Genomic DNA, 14,792 nt, shown 5'->3' on the forward strand with positions numbered 1-14,792 from the left:
GGCGGCCCACGGATTCAAGCCGGAGTGAGGGCACACCGAGCCTAGGCGAGGTGCCGAGTGTTGGGGCAAGAGCCCTTTTGGTTACTTTTGGGGCTCTTTTCCAAAAGTGACCCGCCGTAAGGGCGGAACCCTAGGCGGCCGTTACCGCAGCAACGGATATATACACCGACAGACAAACCGCCATCGCAGGCAAGCCAGCTCCCACATATGGCGTCGTGCTAGATCCGGAATTGCCGCAGCAAGCTGTCGAGTTGCTCGCTGAGCCCCCGCAACTGCGCACTCGCCACGCTCGACTGCTCCGCCGCCAACGCCGTGCTATGCGATAACCCCGCCGCCTGGGTCACATTCTGGTTGATGTCCTCCACCACATGCGCCTGTTGCAACGTAGCGCTGGCAATCGAAGCATTCAACCCATTGAGGTTACGCAATGCCTGCCCAATCGCATTAAGGCTCTCACCCGCCTGACCCGCCTGTTCGATGGTCAATTGCGACGCGCTGTGGCTGTCGCTGATCACCTTAACGGCCGCCTCCGAATGCCCCTGCAACCGCTCAATCATCACCTGAATTTCAGCAGTGGATTTTTGCGTGCGCTGAGCCAGCAGCCGAACTTCGTCGGCCACCACAGCAAACCCCCGACCTTGCTCGCCGGCACGCGCCGCTTCAATGGCGGCGTTAAGGGCCAGCAAGTTGGTCTGGTCAGCGATGGAGCGAATCACCTCCAGCACCCCGCCAATCTGCGTGCTTTCGCTGGACAGGGTGCGAATCACGTCCACCGCCTGGCTGATGGTGCCGGAAAGCTGGTCAATCTGCTGCAAGCTGCTGTCGATATTCACCTGGCCCTGTTGCGCCTGGGCCTGTGCATCGCGCATTTCGCTGGCGGCGTGTTCGGCATTTTTTGCCACGTCCTGCACGCCGTAGGTCACTTCATTGATGGCCGTGGCCACCAGCTCCATCTGTTGCGACTGTTGCTGGCTGCGGTCATGGGCTTGCGTGGCGTTGTCCCCCAGCTCGGTCGAGGACTGGCCCAGCGCGTTGGCGCACACCTGCAGTTGGCCGACCACCTGCCGCAGCTTGGCGGTAAAGCTGTTGAAGTGCCGCGACAGTTGGGTGACTTCATCATTGCCATGGGTATCGAGGCTGCGGGTCAGGTCGCTTTCGCCGCTGGCAATATTGGCCATGGCATTCACTGCTGCCTGCAACGGCTGCACGATGCTGCGCGCGATCAGCGTCACCAGCAACGCCATGACCGCGGCGATCGCCAAACCGATCAACGAGGCCTTCCACACCTGGCCCTTGAACTCGGCCTGCACATCATCCACGTACACGCCGGAGCCGATGATCCAGCCCCACGGCTCGAACAGCTGGATATACGAGGTTTTTTCCACCGGCGCCTCGGCACCGGGTTTCGGCCAGCGGTAGTTGACGATGCCGGCGCCCTTGGCCTTGGCCAGGATCACGAATTCGTTGAACACCGCAAACCCGTCCGGGTCGCGGATGGCCGAGAGGTTCTGGCCGTCGAGCTTGGGGTTGGCCGCGTGCATGATCATCACGGGCGTCAGGTCGTTGATCCAGAAATAGTCGTCATGGTCGTAGCGCAGGCCACGCACGGCGCTCAAGGCTTGCTGTTGTGCGGCGTCGCGGGTCAGCACGCCGGTTTTTTCAAGGTTCTGGTAGTAGGCGAGCACGCCGCTGGCGGTTTGCACCACGTGCTGGGTTTGCTGGCGCTTGGCCTGGTAAAGGTCATCGTGGATCTGCTTGAGCATCAGGAGCCCCAGGGTCAGCAGCATCAACACGGCGACTATCAGGATCAGCCACAAACGGCGGCTGATCGACATGCTGCGCAAACTGTTCATCGTCCTGTCACTCCATGCTTTTTATAATTGTGGGTGCTGCATCGACATTTCCGGCGTGTCTGATAGGCTTTCGGCCAATGTGCGAAAAACCTGAGTACTGCCTGATTTTTCACGGAATTTTTGCAGTCCGGCATTGTTCATCGAATGCCTGGCCTTCAGCGCACCTTGCGTCAGTGAACCACTAAAAAAGACTAACGAGGCATGCCGCGGGCATGACCTTTGGGGGAAATATGGATCTTTGGACCGCCATACAGGCATTGATACTGGGCGTGGTGGAGGGGTTGACGGAGTTCCTGCCGATCTCCAGCACCGGCCACCAGATCATCGTGGCCGACTTGATCGGCTTCGGCGGCGAACGCTTTGAAGCGTTCAACATCATCATTCAACTGGGCGCGATCCTGGCAGTGGTCTGGGAGTTTCGGCGCAAGATCCTTGACGTGGTCATCGGCCTGCCGACCCAGCGCAACGCACAGCGTTTCACCGTCAACCTGATCATTGCCGTGATGCCGGCCGTGGTGTTGGGAGTGATTTTTGCCGACCTGATCAAGCACTACCTGTTCAACCCGATCACCGTGGCCACGGCCCTGGTGGTGGGTGGCGTCATCATGTTGTGGGCGGAGCGTCGCCAGCATGCGGTGCATGCGCAAACCGTGGACGAAATCACCTGGAAAGACGCACTTAAAGTCGGTATTGCCCAGTGCCTGGCAATGATTCCGGGCACCTCGCGTTCGGGGGCGACGATTATCGGCGGCCTGCTGTTCGGCCTGTCGCGCAAGACGGCCACCGAGTTTTCGTTCTTCCTGGCCATGCCGACCATGGTCGGTGCAGCGCTGTATTCGGGTTACAAATACCGTCACCTGTTTCAGCCGGACGACCTGCCGGTCTTCGCCATCGGTTTCGTCACCTCGTTCATCTTCGCGATGATTGCGGTCAAGGCCTTGCTCAAGTTCATCGCCAGCCACAGCTATGCAGCGTTTGCCTGGTACCGGATCGCATTCGGCCTGGTGATTTTGGGCACCTGGCAGTTCGGCTGGATCGACTGGTCTGCGGTCAAGCCATGAACATTCAGCACCCACGCTTGAAGGCGCTGATCTTTGTGCTGTTGTGCGCGGCGCCGCTGCTGGGTTCGGCGTTGTTGTGGCATCGCGGCGAGACGGTGATCCCGCTGGCGGCTTACGGCGTGGTCAGCGTGGTGGCGTATTTGCTGTACTGGAACGACAAGCGCAAGGCACAGACCGAGGGTCGGCGCACGCCGGAAAACATCCTGCACGCCGTGGAACTGGCGGGCGGCTGGCCGGGCGCGTTGATCGCCCAGCAAGTGTTCCGCCACAAGACGCGCAAAGTGTCTTATCAGGTGCTGTTCTGGGTGATCGTGTTGCTGCACCAGGTGTTCTGGCTCGACCAGTTGTTCCTCGGCGGCACGCTGCTGTCAGTGCTCTAACAACAAACCGACCTGTGTGCGCTTGGGCAGTTTGCTCACCACCAACTGGTGGGAGCGCTGCAACAAGCCACGCAGTTCGTCGGCGCCCAACGGGTAGGGCGTGTTCATGATGATCCACTGCGCGCGTGCCAGATACGGCGCCGGGTGGATGCCGGGGCGGTCCACATGGCCCAGGAACAATTCCTTGTCGACCTTGAACGCCAGCGATTCGCCGCGCAGGTTTTGCAGGGCGAACATCTTGTTGCCGGCAATCGAGAACACGCGTACGCCGCCCCATTTGTAGTCTTCCCGCGCGCCGGGCAGGCCCAGGCAAAACGTCGCGACCTGCTCCTCGGTCATGTTCATAGCAAGCGATCTCCGCAGCCCTTGAAGGCTTCTTCCAGGTAGTCGATCCACGCCCGAATCGCTGGCAGCACGCCACGGCGGTGCGGGTACACGGCCTGCAACCAGCCGCCTGGCAAGGACCAGTCCGGCAGCAGTTGCACCAGTTGGCCGTTGGCGACCTCCTCTTCGCAATACATCATCGGCAGTACGGTAAAACCCAAGCCTTTGAGGGCGCAGGCTTTGCGTACGATGAAGTCGTCGATACCCAGTCGGGCTTCCATCGATAATTCTTCGGTGTTGCCTTGAGGGTTGAGCAGCCGCACGTGAACCAGGCGGTCGGGTTCCAGCGCGCCGAGGATCGGCAATTGCTTGAGGTCTTCCAGTGTGCTGATCGGCCGGCCTTGCAGGAATTCGGGGCTGGCCACCAGGATCGTCTGCGCCTGCCGCAGGCGTTTGGTCACCAGCAACGGGTCTTCATCGCCCAGCTCGCGCACACGCAGCGCCACGTCGATGCCTTCGGCCACGAGGTCGACACGGCGGTTGACCAGGGTCATTTCCAGCTGCACCAGGGGGTGGGCGGCGAGAAAGCCCGCGACCATTTCCGGCAGCATGTGTTGGGCCATCCCCACCGGGCAACTGACACGCAGCCGCCCGCGGGGTTCGCTGGACATGCTGGCCACGGCCTCGTCGGCCATTTCCGCTTCCAGCAGCATTGCCTGGCAATGGCGCAAATAGCGTTCGCCGACGGCGGTCAGGGTCAATTGGCGTGTGGTGCGTTGCAGCAAACGTGCGTCGAGACGTTCTTCCAGCTCGGCAATGCGCCGCGACAAGCGTGATTTGGGAATCCCCAGCATCCGGCCTGCCGCCGCGAAACCGCCGGCTTCCACGACTTTGGCGAAATAGTAAAGGTCGTTGAGGTCTTGCATGTTCAGCCCGTTGTCCTGTCAGTAGGACGAACTATCCGCGTGTGGCGGGGGCAAATCCAGCTCAAATAATGTGGGCGTCTATGCCGGCGTCGATTTGCCCTTCGTCCCACTGAGCAGCGTGATCAACAGGGCCAGCCCGGCAAACCCAGCGCCTGTGATGGCCTGGCCTTGCCAGCCGTAATGTTCCGAGGCGAATGCACCCGCCGCGGAGCCGAGTGCGCCGCCGATAAAGTAAACCACCATAAACACGGTGTTCAGGCGGCTGGTGGCGGAAGGCTCCAGTGCCAGCACGCGGGTCTGGTTGGCCAGTTGGTTGATGCGGTTGCCCAGGTCGAGAAAGGTCGCGGCCACCAGAACCGGCACCCACCAGCCGCGCGGCCCGAACGCATAGATCAGCACGAAAGCCGTGAGTACCGTGCCGATGCCCACCAGCTCCAGCAGGCTTCGGTGGCTCCGGGTGAGTTGGCCAATCTTCGTGGCACACAGGATGCCGACGATCGCCGACAGCCCGAGCAAGCCCGCCTGGGCGCTGGAAAAACCGTAAGGCTGCGCCGCGAGCAGCGCTGCCATCGAGCCCCAGAACACGTTTAGCGCGCCAAATACCAGAGCAGCCTTGAGCGCTGATTGGCGCAGGGTCGGGTAGTTTGTCGCCAGGCCCCACAAGGATTTGAGCAAGGCTCCATACGCCAGCTTGCTGGTGGAGACCGACACGGGCATGCGCGTCAGGATCGCCATGAACAGCAGCACATCCAGGGCCGCCGCCAGCGCAAACATGCCGCGCCAACCCAGCCAGCCGCTGACCACGCCGCTGACCGTACGCGCCAGCAGGCCGCCGGCCGACAAGCCGCTGACCATCAAACCCAATACCGCGCCTTTCTGCGACGGCTCACTGAGGTCGGACGCGGCTGGAATGATCACTTGGGCACTGATCCCCGACAGCCCCAGCAGCACACTCGCCACCAGCAGCCAGGCATACGAAGGCGCCGTAGCTGACGCCAGCAGGGCGACGAAGTTGATGCACAGCACGGCGAGGATCAGCGTGCGCCGGCTGATGCGGTCACCCAGCGGTACAAACAGCAGTAAGCCGCTGGCGTAGCCGAGTTGGGTGAGCATCGCGATCTGGCCAACGTGGGCGGTGGACACCTCAAACGTGTTGGCAATCAGCGGCAGCATGGCCTGGTTGTAGTAAATCGTGGCAACCGAGAACCCGCAGCAGATCGCGAGAATCAGGGTCAGCCCTTTGGTCAGGGTGGGGGAGTGTGCGTGCATGGTGCGCCCAGTGGCTGTCGGAACTGCGGCGAGAATGAAGTGAAGCGTGGCTGAAATCCAGCGCTGCAGAGGATTGGGCAACAACCTTATAGGATTGGATTTCGACTGAATTCGGATTGTCCTGTCAGTGGGACAAACAATCGCATTTACACCCTCTAATCGTTTATTGGGTTCATCTGTAGGATCAACTTCACTTGATCGCCTCGTCGCGATCCTCACTTGGAGATCCCGCATGAAACTGTTGCATATCGATTCCAGCATCCTCGGCGACAACTCGGCTTCCCGCGCGCTCACCGCCAGTGTGGTCAAGGCCTGGCAAGCGGCCGAGCCGGGCGTGGAAGTGACGTACCGTGACTTGGCGAGCGAAGGCATCAGCCATTTATCCGGCCTGAGCCTGGGCGCTCTGGGCACCGCTGCCGAATTGCGTGACGCCGTACAACAGCACGAAGCTCAGTTGAGCGCATCGTCGCTGGCTGAGTTCATTGCCGCTGACGCCGTGGTCATTGGCGCACCGATGTACAACTTCTCGGTGCCGTCCCAACTCAAGGCCTGGATCGACCGCATCGCCGTCGCCGGCCAGACCTTCAGTTACTCCGAAGCCGGTGCGGTAGGCCTGTGCGGCGGCAAGAAACTGATCATCGTGTCCACCGCCGGCGGCCTGCATGCTGGCCAGCCAAGCAACGTGGGTCACGAAGACTACTTGAAGCTGATGTTCGGCTTCCTCGGCATCACCGACATCGAATTCGTTCGCGCCCAAGGCCTGGCCTATGGCGATGAGTTCCGCACCAAGTCCTTGAGCGACGCCAACGTAGTCATCAACGAACAATTGTTCGCCGCCGCGTAAGGCTTGTGTAAATTTCACCGTTGCCCGGTATCAATCTGAAACCGGGCGCCTAAACTCTGTATTCTGATCGCCTCAAAACGACCGGAATACGGAGTTTTTTCGTTTGCCCGCTGTCTCTACTTTGGCCCAGGTTATGCACACATGGGTATACCACCCGGTGCGAGCGCCTTGAACCATGGACTTTTCAACTAGACATGCGGCGGATGTTGAACGTAGCTGCGCAGCAAAGGTGGACATCCCCATGATGCGTCTTTGTGCTGTTTTGGTTCTTTCCTTGCTCGGCGGCCTGATTTCAGTGCAAGCCGCACCTGCGCCGCACCCGCATTGGAGTGTGGGCTTTCACCGTATGAGCTTTCTCGACCCGCTGGATCTGCAGCCGATGAAGGCCATCGCGTTTTACCCCTCTACCGACGATGCGCACTCCACGCAGTTGGGCCCTTACAACGTCGCGGCCACTGAAGATTCGAAAGTCGCCATGGGGCGCTTCCCGATGCTGATGCTGTCCCACGGCAACACCGGCACGCCGTTGGCGCTGCACGACCTGGCGACGTCGCTGGCGCGCAAAGGCTTTGTGGTGGTGGCGGTGCTGCACCCCGGGGACAACTACAAGGATCACAGCCGACTGGGCACCGTGAGCAATTTGTACGGACGGCCGATTCAGATTTCCGAAGCGATTACCGCCACCCTTGGCGACCCGATGCTGTCGCCGTTCGTCAACGTTGATCAGGTTGGCGTGATCGGCTATTCGGCCGGTGGCGAAACCGCGTTGATTCTGGCCGGTGCCAAGCCTGATTTCGATCGCCTGCGCCGCTATTGCCAGGAACGCCCGGAAGACCGCGACGCCTGCACCACCAAAGGCGAGTTGGTGGTCGACCGTGACGACCTGCAACCGCAAGCCGACCCGCGTATCCACGCTTTGATGCTGATGGCGCCGCTGAGTTTGATGTTCGGTCGCCACACCCTGGCCGACGTGCACGTGCCTGTGCTGCTTTACAGCGGCGATGGCGACAAGCTGGTGGCTGTGGACAAGAACGCCGCCGCCCTGGCGCGCAAGCTGCCGGAACCGCCGGATTTCAAACTGTTGGCCGGGGCAGGGCACTTTGTGTTTATGGCGCCGTGTGACAGCGATCAACTGGCAGCCATGCCGGCTGTTTGCACGGACGCCGATGGCGTCGACCGCGAAGGCATCCATCGCGACCTGGTCTCAGAGGCGGGACGTTTCTTCGTCCACACCCTCGGCCAGTCGACCCGTGCGGGCTTGCAGACGGCTGATCAATAAGCGCGCCGTTTGAGCATCACCGTCACGCCGAGGGCTGTGACTGACAGCAGCGCCGCGCAGAAGAAAATCCAGCCGTAGCCGAGGTTCAGCGCCACGGCGCCCATCAACGGCCCGGCAATCGCCAGGGCCAGATCAAAAAATACTGCGTAAGCGCTCAACCCGGCGCCACGGCTGCTGTTGGGCACTTGCTTGATGGCCTCCACGCCGAGCGCGGGGTACACCAGCGACAAGCCGAAACCGGTCAGCCCGGCGCCGATCAACGCAACGCCGGTGGACGGCGCGAGCCACAGCAGGGTCAGGCCAAACGTCTCGATGGTCATGCACGCAATCGCCGCGCTGAAGCCGCCGAAACGGCTGATGGCCGAGATAAACACCAGGCGCGACAGGATAAAGCACACGCCAAACACCGTGAGGCAGTACGCTGCGCCGGTCCAGCCGCGATTGAGGTAATACAGGGTAATAAAGGTGGTCAGCGTGCCGTAGCCGATCGACGCCAGGCACAAGCTGGCGCCAAACGGAGCGATGCGCCCGAATACGTTCCAGAACGGCAGCCGTTCGCCGCGCACCACCGGCACCGACGGTTTGTTGCGAATCAGCACCAAGCCCAGCGCCGCCAGGACCGACAGCGCGATGCCGAGGCTGGTGTAGCCGTACTCAGCGACCATCACCACGCCCAACGGCGCGCCAATTGCGATAGCGCCGTAGGACGCGATGCCATTCCAGGAGATTGAGCGCGCGGTGTGTTCGGCGCCGACCGCGCCCATGCACCAACTGATGGTGCCCACCCCGATCAGGCCCTGGGCCACGCCCAGCAACAGTCGCCCGACGATCAAAATCCCAAGGCTCAACCCGGGCATGCTCTCGACCAGCGTCGCAAAAAACGTCAGTACGCCGCTGACCAGAATCCCCGCCAAGCCCAACACAATCGCGCGTTTGGTACCGACGTTGTCCGACATACGCCCGGCCATGGGGCGGCTGAGCAGGGTGGCCAGGTATTGCGAGCCGATGGTTACCCCGGCCACTACCGCGCTGAAGCCCAGTTGCTCGTGCACATAGCCCGGGATCACCGCGATCGGCAGGCCGATGCAGATAAACGCGATGAAGGTGTAGAAGACGATGGAGACGATCTGCAGGGTGACCGACAGTGAAGTGGGGGTGGCGGCAGGCATGGGAACTCGTTCGCGGGCGGGCGGTGAGGGCATGATCGCAAGGGTCTGAGGGAAAAGAAAGCAGGCTAACTACTTTGTTACGGCAGGCGCTTTTTTATCACCCCCAATCAGTGCCGATCGCGCTCGCCCGTAAGGCTCAGGCGTTGCATCAAACGCGGCATCGTCGCCAAGAAGCCCAAGCGCGCGGATTCGCGCTCTAACACTTTCATCTGTTCCGCAGGTGAGCCATCGCGGTTTTGCAGGCATCGACTCGCCACCTCGATCAAGCGCACATGATGGCTGACCCAGGCACAAGGCGCGGCGCTGGCGACGGCGGCCAGGCCCTGGGCATGCCGGCTGGCCTGGGCGAAATCGCCGCTGAGCAGGCAGGTTTCAGCCGCTGCCACTCTGAAACGCAGGGCGTTATGCGCCAGGCAGTCTTGCGTGAGCAACGCCTCGCCCTGCACCAGCGCCTGGGCGCTGAGTGCGGCGTCGTCGACGATCAAGGCCAGGCTGCCGTAGATCCAGGGGCCGATGTAGCGCTGCAATGCAAAGCGCTCCACCAAACCCACGGCCTCCTGGATCAATACGTGCGCCCGGTCGCGTTCGTTCTGGCGCAACGCGACACGGGCCAAACCCTCCAGCAGAATCGCCTCGAAGCGGCTGGCGCCAATGCTGCGAGCCACTGTCAGGGCCTCTGCCAATTCCTCCCCGGCCTGCTCGTCCCGCCCCGTGGCCACCAGCACCCAGGCGGCGGTCAGTCGGGAGAAGACTTCCGCGCGGCGGTTGCCGATCTGGCGGCTGGACCCCGCAGCGTCCATCGCATCGCGCAAGGCCTGCTCGGGCTGGCCCAGGTAAAACAGCGTCGAGCCGCGCGCGCTGCGATTACCGGCCTCAACATGGCTCAGCCCGTGCCGTTCGCACACCCGTACGCACTGGTCAAAGACCTCATAGGCGGTCTGCATCCGCCCCTGGGCGTAGTAGGAGTCACCGATGCCGCCAAGTGCCTTGGCCTCGGTTTCCAGGTTTGCCGCGATGCGCGAGTACGACAGCGATTCCTCATGCAGGCGACGGCACTCGGCGTAGTCGCCCCGTGGAAAGTAAATATCACCGCGCAGCTGATACAAACGAGCCAATGCCGTGTGTGCCTGTAACGCTTGAGCGCCGGGCAGTATCTGTTCGATCAGGTGCTCCTCTTCCTCAAGGCAGTCGAGGGTATTGAGCACCGGTGCCAGCTCCAGAGCCGCCTCGATCCGTTCCTGCGGTTGTTCGGCAAGGGCCAGGGCGCTCTGGAAAAACTCCCGCGCGCGGGCGATTTCCCCCAGGCCGCAATGGGCCTGGCCACAGCGCAAAGCCAGGGTAAAGCTGCCGGCGGCGCGCTCGACGAACGCCGCCGCTTGCAGGCCCAGTGCCAGCACGCTGTCGTATTGGCAGGCCTGGAGCCTTTCCTCCATGGCCAGCAGCACTGCATCAAAGGCTGCCGGATCCTTGGCCAGCAACAGGTGTTGCGCATACAGGCTGCGATCGCGCTCGCGGTACAGCTTTGCCACTTCGCGGTGCAACTGTTCACGCAGGGCATCGGGCATCGCATCGTAGAGGCAGTGCATGACCAGGTCATGCACGAACAGGTAGCGACCCGGCTCGGTTTCCCGTAGCAGGCCTTCGCACATGTCCGTGCCTGGCCGATACTTCGGTTGCCCCAGCGCCTCGCGCCACAGCGCCAGCTCGCAGCGGTTGCCGAAGATCGCGGCATACCGCAGGGCATGCCGATGCTCGGGTTGCAGTCGGTCAAAACGGGTCTGGATCAGGTGCCGCAGGCTGTCCGGGAACACTCCTTCGCGGCTCGACAGCAATTGCGTCAGGTACAACGGGCTGCCTTGGGCACGCTTGACGCAGTCGGCCCGATAGGCCGGGTCGACCTCGCTGAACTGGTCGGCCAGCAGGCTGGCTTCGCGCGCCCGGATCGGCGCGATATCCAGCAAGCTCATGGGGTTGCTGGAGTAAGGGCGCAGGGCGCTTTGCAACGGGTCGCCTTCATGGCGTGAGGTCAACAGCCAGACCACCGGCACCTCGTCGGTCGCTTCGAGCAGTTTGCCCAGCAACGCGCACAGCGCGACATCTGCCCAGTGCAAGTCCTCGATGCAGATCAACAAGGGTTGGTGCACCGCCAGCCGCCGCAGCAACTGTAAAAGCGCCGAGAGCAAGCCCTGGGTTCGCACCTCGCTGCTCATCGCCGCGTACTGCGCGAGGGAGTGCCTGGGCGGCTCGTCGGCGCGGTGCACGCCGGTCAGCACCCTCAGGAACAGTTGGTGCTCGTCCGCCAGCTTCAAATGCAGCATGCCGCGTTCCCATTCGGGCGCAGCGCTTTGTCGAGGCGAGTCGAGGCCGAGCAGGCTGCGCACCAACTGCCCCAGGGGCCACAACGCGTTGTCCATGCCGAAGTCCAGCACGTCGCTGCGATGGCAGGCGAAACCGCCTTGCCGGGCCATCTCGAAAAACTCGGTGACCAGGCGTGTCTTGCCGATACCGGCCATGCCGCGGACATACACCGCATGCCCGTCCTGATAGGCCTGGGTGGCCTCGATCACGGCCTTGAACTGCTGCACTTCAACGGTACGACCCACCAAGGGGCGCGAGGCATTCTCGTCAAGGTGACGCAAGCGCAGGCATTGGCGATAAGCGGGGAAGGGCTCATCAGCCTGGGAGAACTCGAAACGCACGCGAAGCTGCTCCACCAACCCCTGGGCCACATTCACCGGTGCATTGCCGTGCGGGTCGCGACGGTTGTGCTCGCGCAACTGGCGCAGTGCTTCGCCCATCGCCGAGGCCTCTTCGTTGTTGCGCACCAGTTGCAGCACAATGCCCTGGTCAGGCCTGGCAAACTGTTCTCGGCTCAGGGCCAGGGCACAGAGCAGCGCGCGTTCGCTGTCGCTGCGGTAGGCTTGCGGGGCGCCGAACCGGGCGACCACGATGCCGCCCTCACGCGCCATTGGCACGCCGCCGAACTGCCGGATCAGCCGCTCGATTTCCGCCACCCGGGATGCCTGTTGCTCCGGGCTGACCGGCGCGCCCGGCGCCTCCATTTCAAAGCTCAGTTGCAGCACATAGCGGATCACATCGTCATCGAACTGGCGCAATGACTGCGCTGCCAGCACCGTGTTGTGCAGCTCGGTCATCGACTGTTCGACTTCCACCAGGGCGCGAGTGGCCGAATGCCCGAGCAACGCCTCGACGTCGATCTGGAACGCGGTGGCCAGATGGCGGGCGGTTCGATAGAGCACAGGCTTGCCGGTCTCGGCACGTTTGATGGAAGCGATGGATACACACAAGTGGCGGTTCAGGCAGGCCTCGGCCAGGGTTTCCTGGCTGAGGCCGCGCTGTTTGCGCAACCCTTTCAACAACGCGGCATCCAGCAGCACGCGCCCGTCGGAAACCGTCGGGGCCTGCTGGGGCAAAACGGCAAACGTGGTCTGTTTGGCGTCCATCTCTATCGTCTCGGCGGTACCTGGGCAGCCGGTTGAGTGTACTCCACATCTGATACCAAACTGATACCACACTGACACTGCTCTGGACTGTCTCGATGACACCGCGCTTCAGATACTGGCCCCCATCAGTTGAGCCCAACTGATCACACCAGGATCAAAGGAGAAGGCGATGAACAACGTGATGACGGACGGCGCAGGCAGCGCGGGCACTACAGCTCGGGATATCGACGGCTCACAGCTGCTGGGGCGGGGTTTGAACCGGCTGGACTGGGCCGAAGCCGGCAAGGAGTGCCACAAGGTGGGTGACACGGAGGCCGGCAAACGCTCGGTTCTGTGCAATGGCACGGAGTACAACGTGGGTAAACACGTCAACGTGACCCAGGTGACGTCGGAAAACTACTTCACTGAAACCTTCAGTTCGAGGGATGAATACGAGAAGCACACCCAGTCCAGCGTCGAAGTCTCTGGCCGATACGGGGCGTTTTCCGGTGGCTTCGAGATGACCTTCGGCACCCAGGTCAAAAAACTTGAAGAGCGTGAGGCGGCCATCTACAGCCACACCGTGCGCTTGTGGAAGCTGGCCTTCGAGGTCAACCCGGCGAACAGTACCGAGGCATTCCAGACGCGGGTCAAGGAGCTGCCCCAGCGTTTCGATCCGGCCAACCCCAAGCCGTTCTTCAATTTCTTTGTCGACTTCGGTGTCGACATCGTCAACGAGGTGGTCGTGGGAGGCGCGCTGAACTACGCGATGACCGTCCTCAAGACTTATACCAGTGAAAAAAACACCCTCGACGCGATGATCAAGGCCGAGTACGGCACCTTCGTCAGTGCGAAGGCCACGACGTCAATTTCCGAAGAAATCAAGAAACACCTGGCCCACCGCCGTGTCAGCCTGACGACTCAAGGCGGCACCCACTCCATCAGCTTCAACGATGCGGCCCCCACCAACTGCTACGAAGACTTCAAGGAATGGCGTAAATCCCTGGCCAATGCGCCGCGGGTTGTAGAGGTGCGACTCACGCCCATCTACCGCTTCGTCAAGGAAGGGGAGACCCGCAATGCCCTGGAAGAGGCCTACCAGTGGTACACCAGCGATAAGGTAGAAATCAGCGCCAATTGGAAAACATCTGTCATCGTTATCGGGCGCTCCAGTGTTTCGGCCACGACCCACGTTGCGGCAAACGGCCCGGCCTTGCGCATGATTTTCGTCAACAGCAGCACTAAAGAGACCAGCGAAAGCTTCCACTACCCTCCAGCGGCGGATGCCTCCCAGGACGCCTTCACGCAGTTCTGGGACGCACTCGCCCTGCTGCTCAAGCAAAAGAGCCGGGACAAGTTGCTGTTGGCAACCGAACGCTGGCCACGGGATAAAAAGCACTTCCCAAGCGCTTCAATGCTCGAAGCGCTGCTCCTGCACGGGGCCAGTGAGAGAATATTGCAACGCTGGGAACACCTCACCGAGAAAAGCCAGCCTAACCCGCACTGCGGCCTGACTTACGTGCTGGCTGGTAACGACCTTAGGGATGAAGGGGTCGACGGCCTGATCGTCGGTTTCGGTCAGCCGGGAGTCAGCCTCAGCCCAACCGTGAAGGTTTCGGTACGCCTGGCTTATGACTCGTTCGGGCGGGTGAAAGTGGTTCAGGCGGGCAAGACCCTCGAAGACCCGAAAACCGTGCTGTATGTCGTGCGCAGCAATACCGGCGAGAAACGCGCGCTGGCCATGGACGCAACGCATGAGGACCGGTTAGCCATGCAAAAACCGGATGAGCACAATCCCGGGCAACTGTGGTACATGCTCGAACTGGAAAATACCGACCCCGCCATCCATCGTCCCACCCAGTTGATCAACTACCAGACAGGCACCTGCCTGCAAGGCGACCCTGACGAGAAGGATTGCCGCCTCCAGCCCATGAGCGCAGGCAAGCAAGAGTACGATGTGGTTTGGGACCGCCGCAGTGATCCGGTCTTTCACCTGCTGCTGGCGCACTTCCATATGAATCACAAGAACCTGACCCGGGTCGGAGAGGGGGCATCGGTGCGCAAGTGGGGCACGACGCCGGACTTGCACTGGTTTCGCGAGCAGCGCGTACCGTACCGTTCTGCTAACGCTGTGGTGAAGTAAAGGAAACGACTCGCCGACCCGGTCATGATGCCGGGTCGGCGACATTAAACCGGCGGCAGACCCTCGCCGCCCCGGCTGTCTCACCCGGACCCCGACGGTGC

At 61.9% G+C, this 14,792-nt stretch carries 11 protein-coding genes and 1 pseudogene; 5 read left to right on the forward strand and 7 right to left on the reverse strand.

Going from position 1 to position 14,792, the window contains the following annotated elements:
* Positions 1–218: 218 nt before the first annotated feature.
* Together BFW87_RS32655 and BFW87_RS32660 are read right to left on the reverse strand one after the other, a co-directional pair.
* Positions 219–953 carry a methyl-accepting chemotaxis protein gene (locus tag BFW87_RS32655; RefSeq protein ID WP_439848401.1) on the reverse strand — a complete coding sequence of 245 codons (735 nt, stop codon included), beginning with the start codon at positions 951–953 and terminating at the stop codon, positions 219–221.
* Between the two features lie 120 nt (positions 954–1,073).
* A pseudogene (locus BFW87_RS32660) lies at positions 1,074–1,853 on the reverse strand (cache domain-containing protein); the annotation flags it as partial.
* Between the two features lie 230 nt (positions 1,854–2,083).
* Between BFW87_RS32660 and BFW87_RS24465 the strand changes: the two are divergent.
* Both BFW87_RS24465 and BFW87_RS24470 read left to right on the forward strand, forming a co-directional pair.
* Positions 2,084–2,914, forward strand: coding sequence for an undecaprenyl-diphosphate phosphatase (locus BFW87_RS24465; RefSeq protein ID WP_078742284.1), 831 nt, complete (start codon positions 2,084–2,086; stop codon positions 2,912–2,914).
* Positions 2,911–3,294, forward strand: coding sequence for a DUF1294 domain-containing protein (locus tag BFW87_RS24470; protein WP_078742285.1), 384 nt, complete (start codon positions 2,911–2,913; stop codon positions 3,292–3,294). The genes BFW87_RS24465 and BFW87_RS24470 overlap by 4 nt, the downstream gene beginning before the upstream one ends.
* On the opposite strand, the gene BFW87_RS24475 is transcribed toward BFW87_RS24470, so the two are convergent.
* From BFW87_RS24475 to BFW87_RS24485, 3 genes are all read right to left on the reverse strand, one after another.
* Positions 3,283–3,639, reverse strand: a complete 357-nt coding sequence (locus tag BFW87_RS24475; RefSeq protein WP_078742286.1) for an MmcQ/YjbR family DNA-binding protein — start codon at positions 3,637–3,639, stop codon at positions 3,283–3,285. The two genes, BFW87_RS24470 and BFW87_RS24475, sit on opposite strands and share 12 nt — an antisense overlap.
* Positions 3,636–4,544: a LysR substrate-binding domain-containing protein gene (locus BFW87_RS24480; protein ID WP_078742287.1), complete on the reverse strand. Its 909-nt coding sequence runs from the start codon at positions 4,542–4,544 to the stop codon at positions 3,636–3,638. Before BFW87_RS24480 ends, BFW87_RS24475 begins: the two co-directional genes overlap by 4 nt.
* A gap of 78 nt (positions 4,545–4,622) precedes the next feature.
* Complete coding sequence (locus BFW87_RS24485; RefSeq protein ID WP_078742288.1) at positions 4,623–5,813, reverse strand: MFS transporter; 1,191 nt, start codon at positions 5,811–5,813, stop codon at positions 4,623–4,625.
* Positions 5,814–6,045: 232 nt separating this feature from the next.
* Here BFW87_RS24485 and BFW87_RS24490 point away from each other — a divergent pair, with 232 nt between their 5' ends.
* Together BFW87_RS24490 and BFW87_RS24495 are read left to right on the forward strand one after the other, a co-directional pair.
* Complete coding sequence (locus BFW87_RS24490) at positions 6,046–6,657, forward strand: FMN-dependent NADH-azoreductase (RefSeq protein WP_078742289.1); 612 nt, start codon at positions 6,046–6,048, stop codon at positions 6,655–6,657.
* Between the two features lie 241 nt (positions 6,658–6,898).
* Positions 6,899–7,936, forward strand: a complete 1,038-nt coding sequence (locus tag BFW87_RS24495) for an alpha/beta hydrolase family protein (RefSeq protein ID WP_078742290.1) — start codon at positions 6,899–6,901, stop codon at positions 7,934–7,936.
* Here BFW87_RS24495 and BFW87_RS24500 read toward each other — a convergent pair.
* Positions 7,930–9,105 carry an MFS transporter gene (locus BFW87_RS24500; RefSeq protein WP_078742291.1) on the reverse strand — a complete coding sequence of 392 codons (1,176 nt, stop codon included), beginning with the start codon at positions 9,103–9,105 and terminating at the stop codon, positions 7,930–7,932. The genes BFW87_RS24495 and BFW87_RS24500 overlap by 7 nt on opposite strands.
* 107 nt (positions 9,106–9,212) lie before the next feature.
* Positions 9,213–12,569, reverse strand: coding sequence for an ATP-binding protein (locus tag BFW87_RS24505; RefSeq protein ID WP_078742292.1), 3,357 nt, complete (start codon positions 12,567–12,569; stop codon positions 9,213–9,215).
* Between the two features lie 169 nt (positions 12,570–12,738).
* On the opposite strand from BFW87_RS24505, the gene BFW87_RS24510 reads away from it, so the two are divergent.
* Positions 12,739–14,691 carry an MAC/perforin domain-containing protein gene (locus BFW87_RS24510; RefSeq protein ID WP_254865941.1) on the forward strand — a complete coding sequence of 651 codons (1,953 nt, stop codon included), beginning with the start codon at positions 12,739–12,741 and terminating at the stop codon, positions 14,689–14,691.
* Positions 14,692–14,792: the final 101 nt, after the last annotated feature.

It is taken from the genome of Pseudomonas fluorescens (assembly GCF_002022275.1).
Taxonomy (GTDB): domain Bacteria; phylum Pseudomonadota; class Gammaproteobacteria; order Pseudomonadales; family Pseudomonadaceae; genus Aquipseudomonas; species Aquipseudomonas fluorescens_AJ.

Bases quoted from the DNA above. Each gene is read 5' to 3' on its own strand.
- BFW87_RS32655 (WP_439848401.1), bottom strand. From the start codon at position 953: ATGGAGCTGGTGGCCACGGCCATCAATGAAGTGACCTACGGCGTGCAG.
- BFW87_RS24465 (WP_078742284.1), top strand. From the start codon at position 2,084: ATGGATCTTTGGACCGCCATACAGGCATTGATACTGGGCGTGGTGGAG.
- BFW87_RS24470 (WP_078742285.1), top strand. From the start codon at position 2,911: ATGAACATTCAGCACCCACGCTTGAAGGCGCTGATCTTTGTGCTGTTG.
- BFW87_RS24475 (WP_078742286.1), bottom strand. From the start codon at position 3,639: ATGAACATGACCGAGGAGCAGGTCGCGACGTTTTGCCTGGGCCTGCCC.
- BFW87_RS24480 (WP_078742287.1), bottom strand. From the start codon at position 4,544: ATGCAAGACCTCAACGACCTTTACTATTTCGCCAAAGTCGTGGAAGCC.
- BFW87_RS24485 (WP_078742288.1), bottom strand. From the start codon at position 5,813: ATGCACGCACACTCCCCCACCCTGACCAAAGGGCTGACCCTGATTCTC.
- BFW87_RS24490 (WP_078742289.1), top strand. From the start codon at position 6,046: ATGAAACTGTTGCATATCGATTCCAGCATCCTCGGCGACAACTCGGCT.
- BFW87_RS24495 (WP_078742290.1), top strand. From the start codon at position 6,899: ATGATGCGTCTTTGTGCTGTTTTGGTTCTTTCCTTGCTCGGCGGCCTG.
- BFW87_RS24500 (WP_078742291.1), bottom strand. From the start codon at position 9,105: ATGCCTGCCGCCACCCCCACTTCACTGTCGGTCACCCTGCAGATCGTC.
- BFW87_RS24505 (WP_078742292.1), bottom strand. From the start codon at position 12,569: ATGGACGCCAAACAGACCACGTTTGCCGTTTTGCCCCAGCAGGCCCCG.
- BFW87_RS24510 (WP_254865941.1), top strand. From the start codon at position 12,739: ATGAACAACGTGATGACGGACGGCGCAGGCAGCGCGGGCACTACAGCT.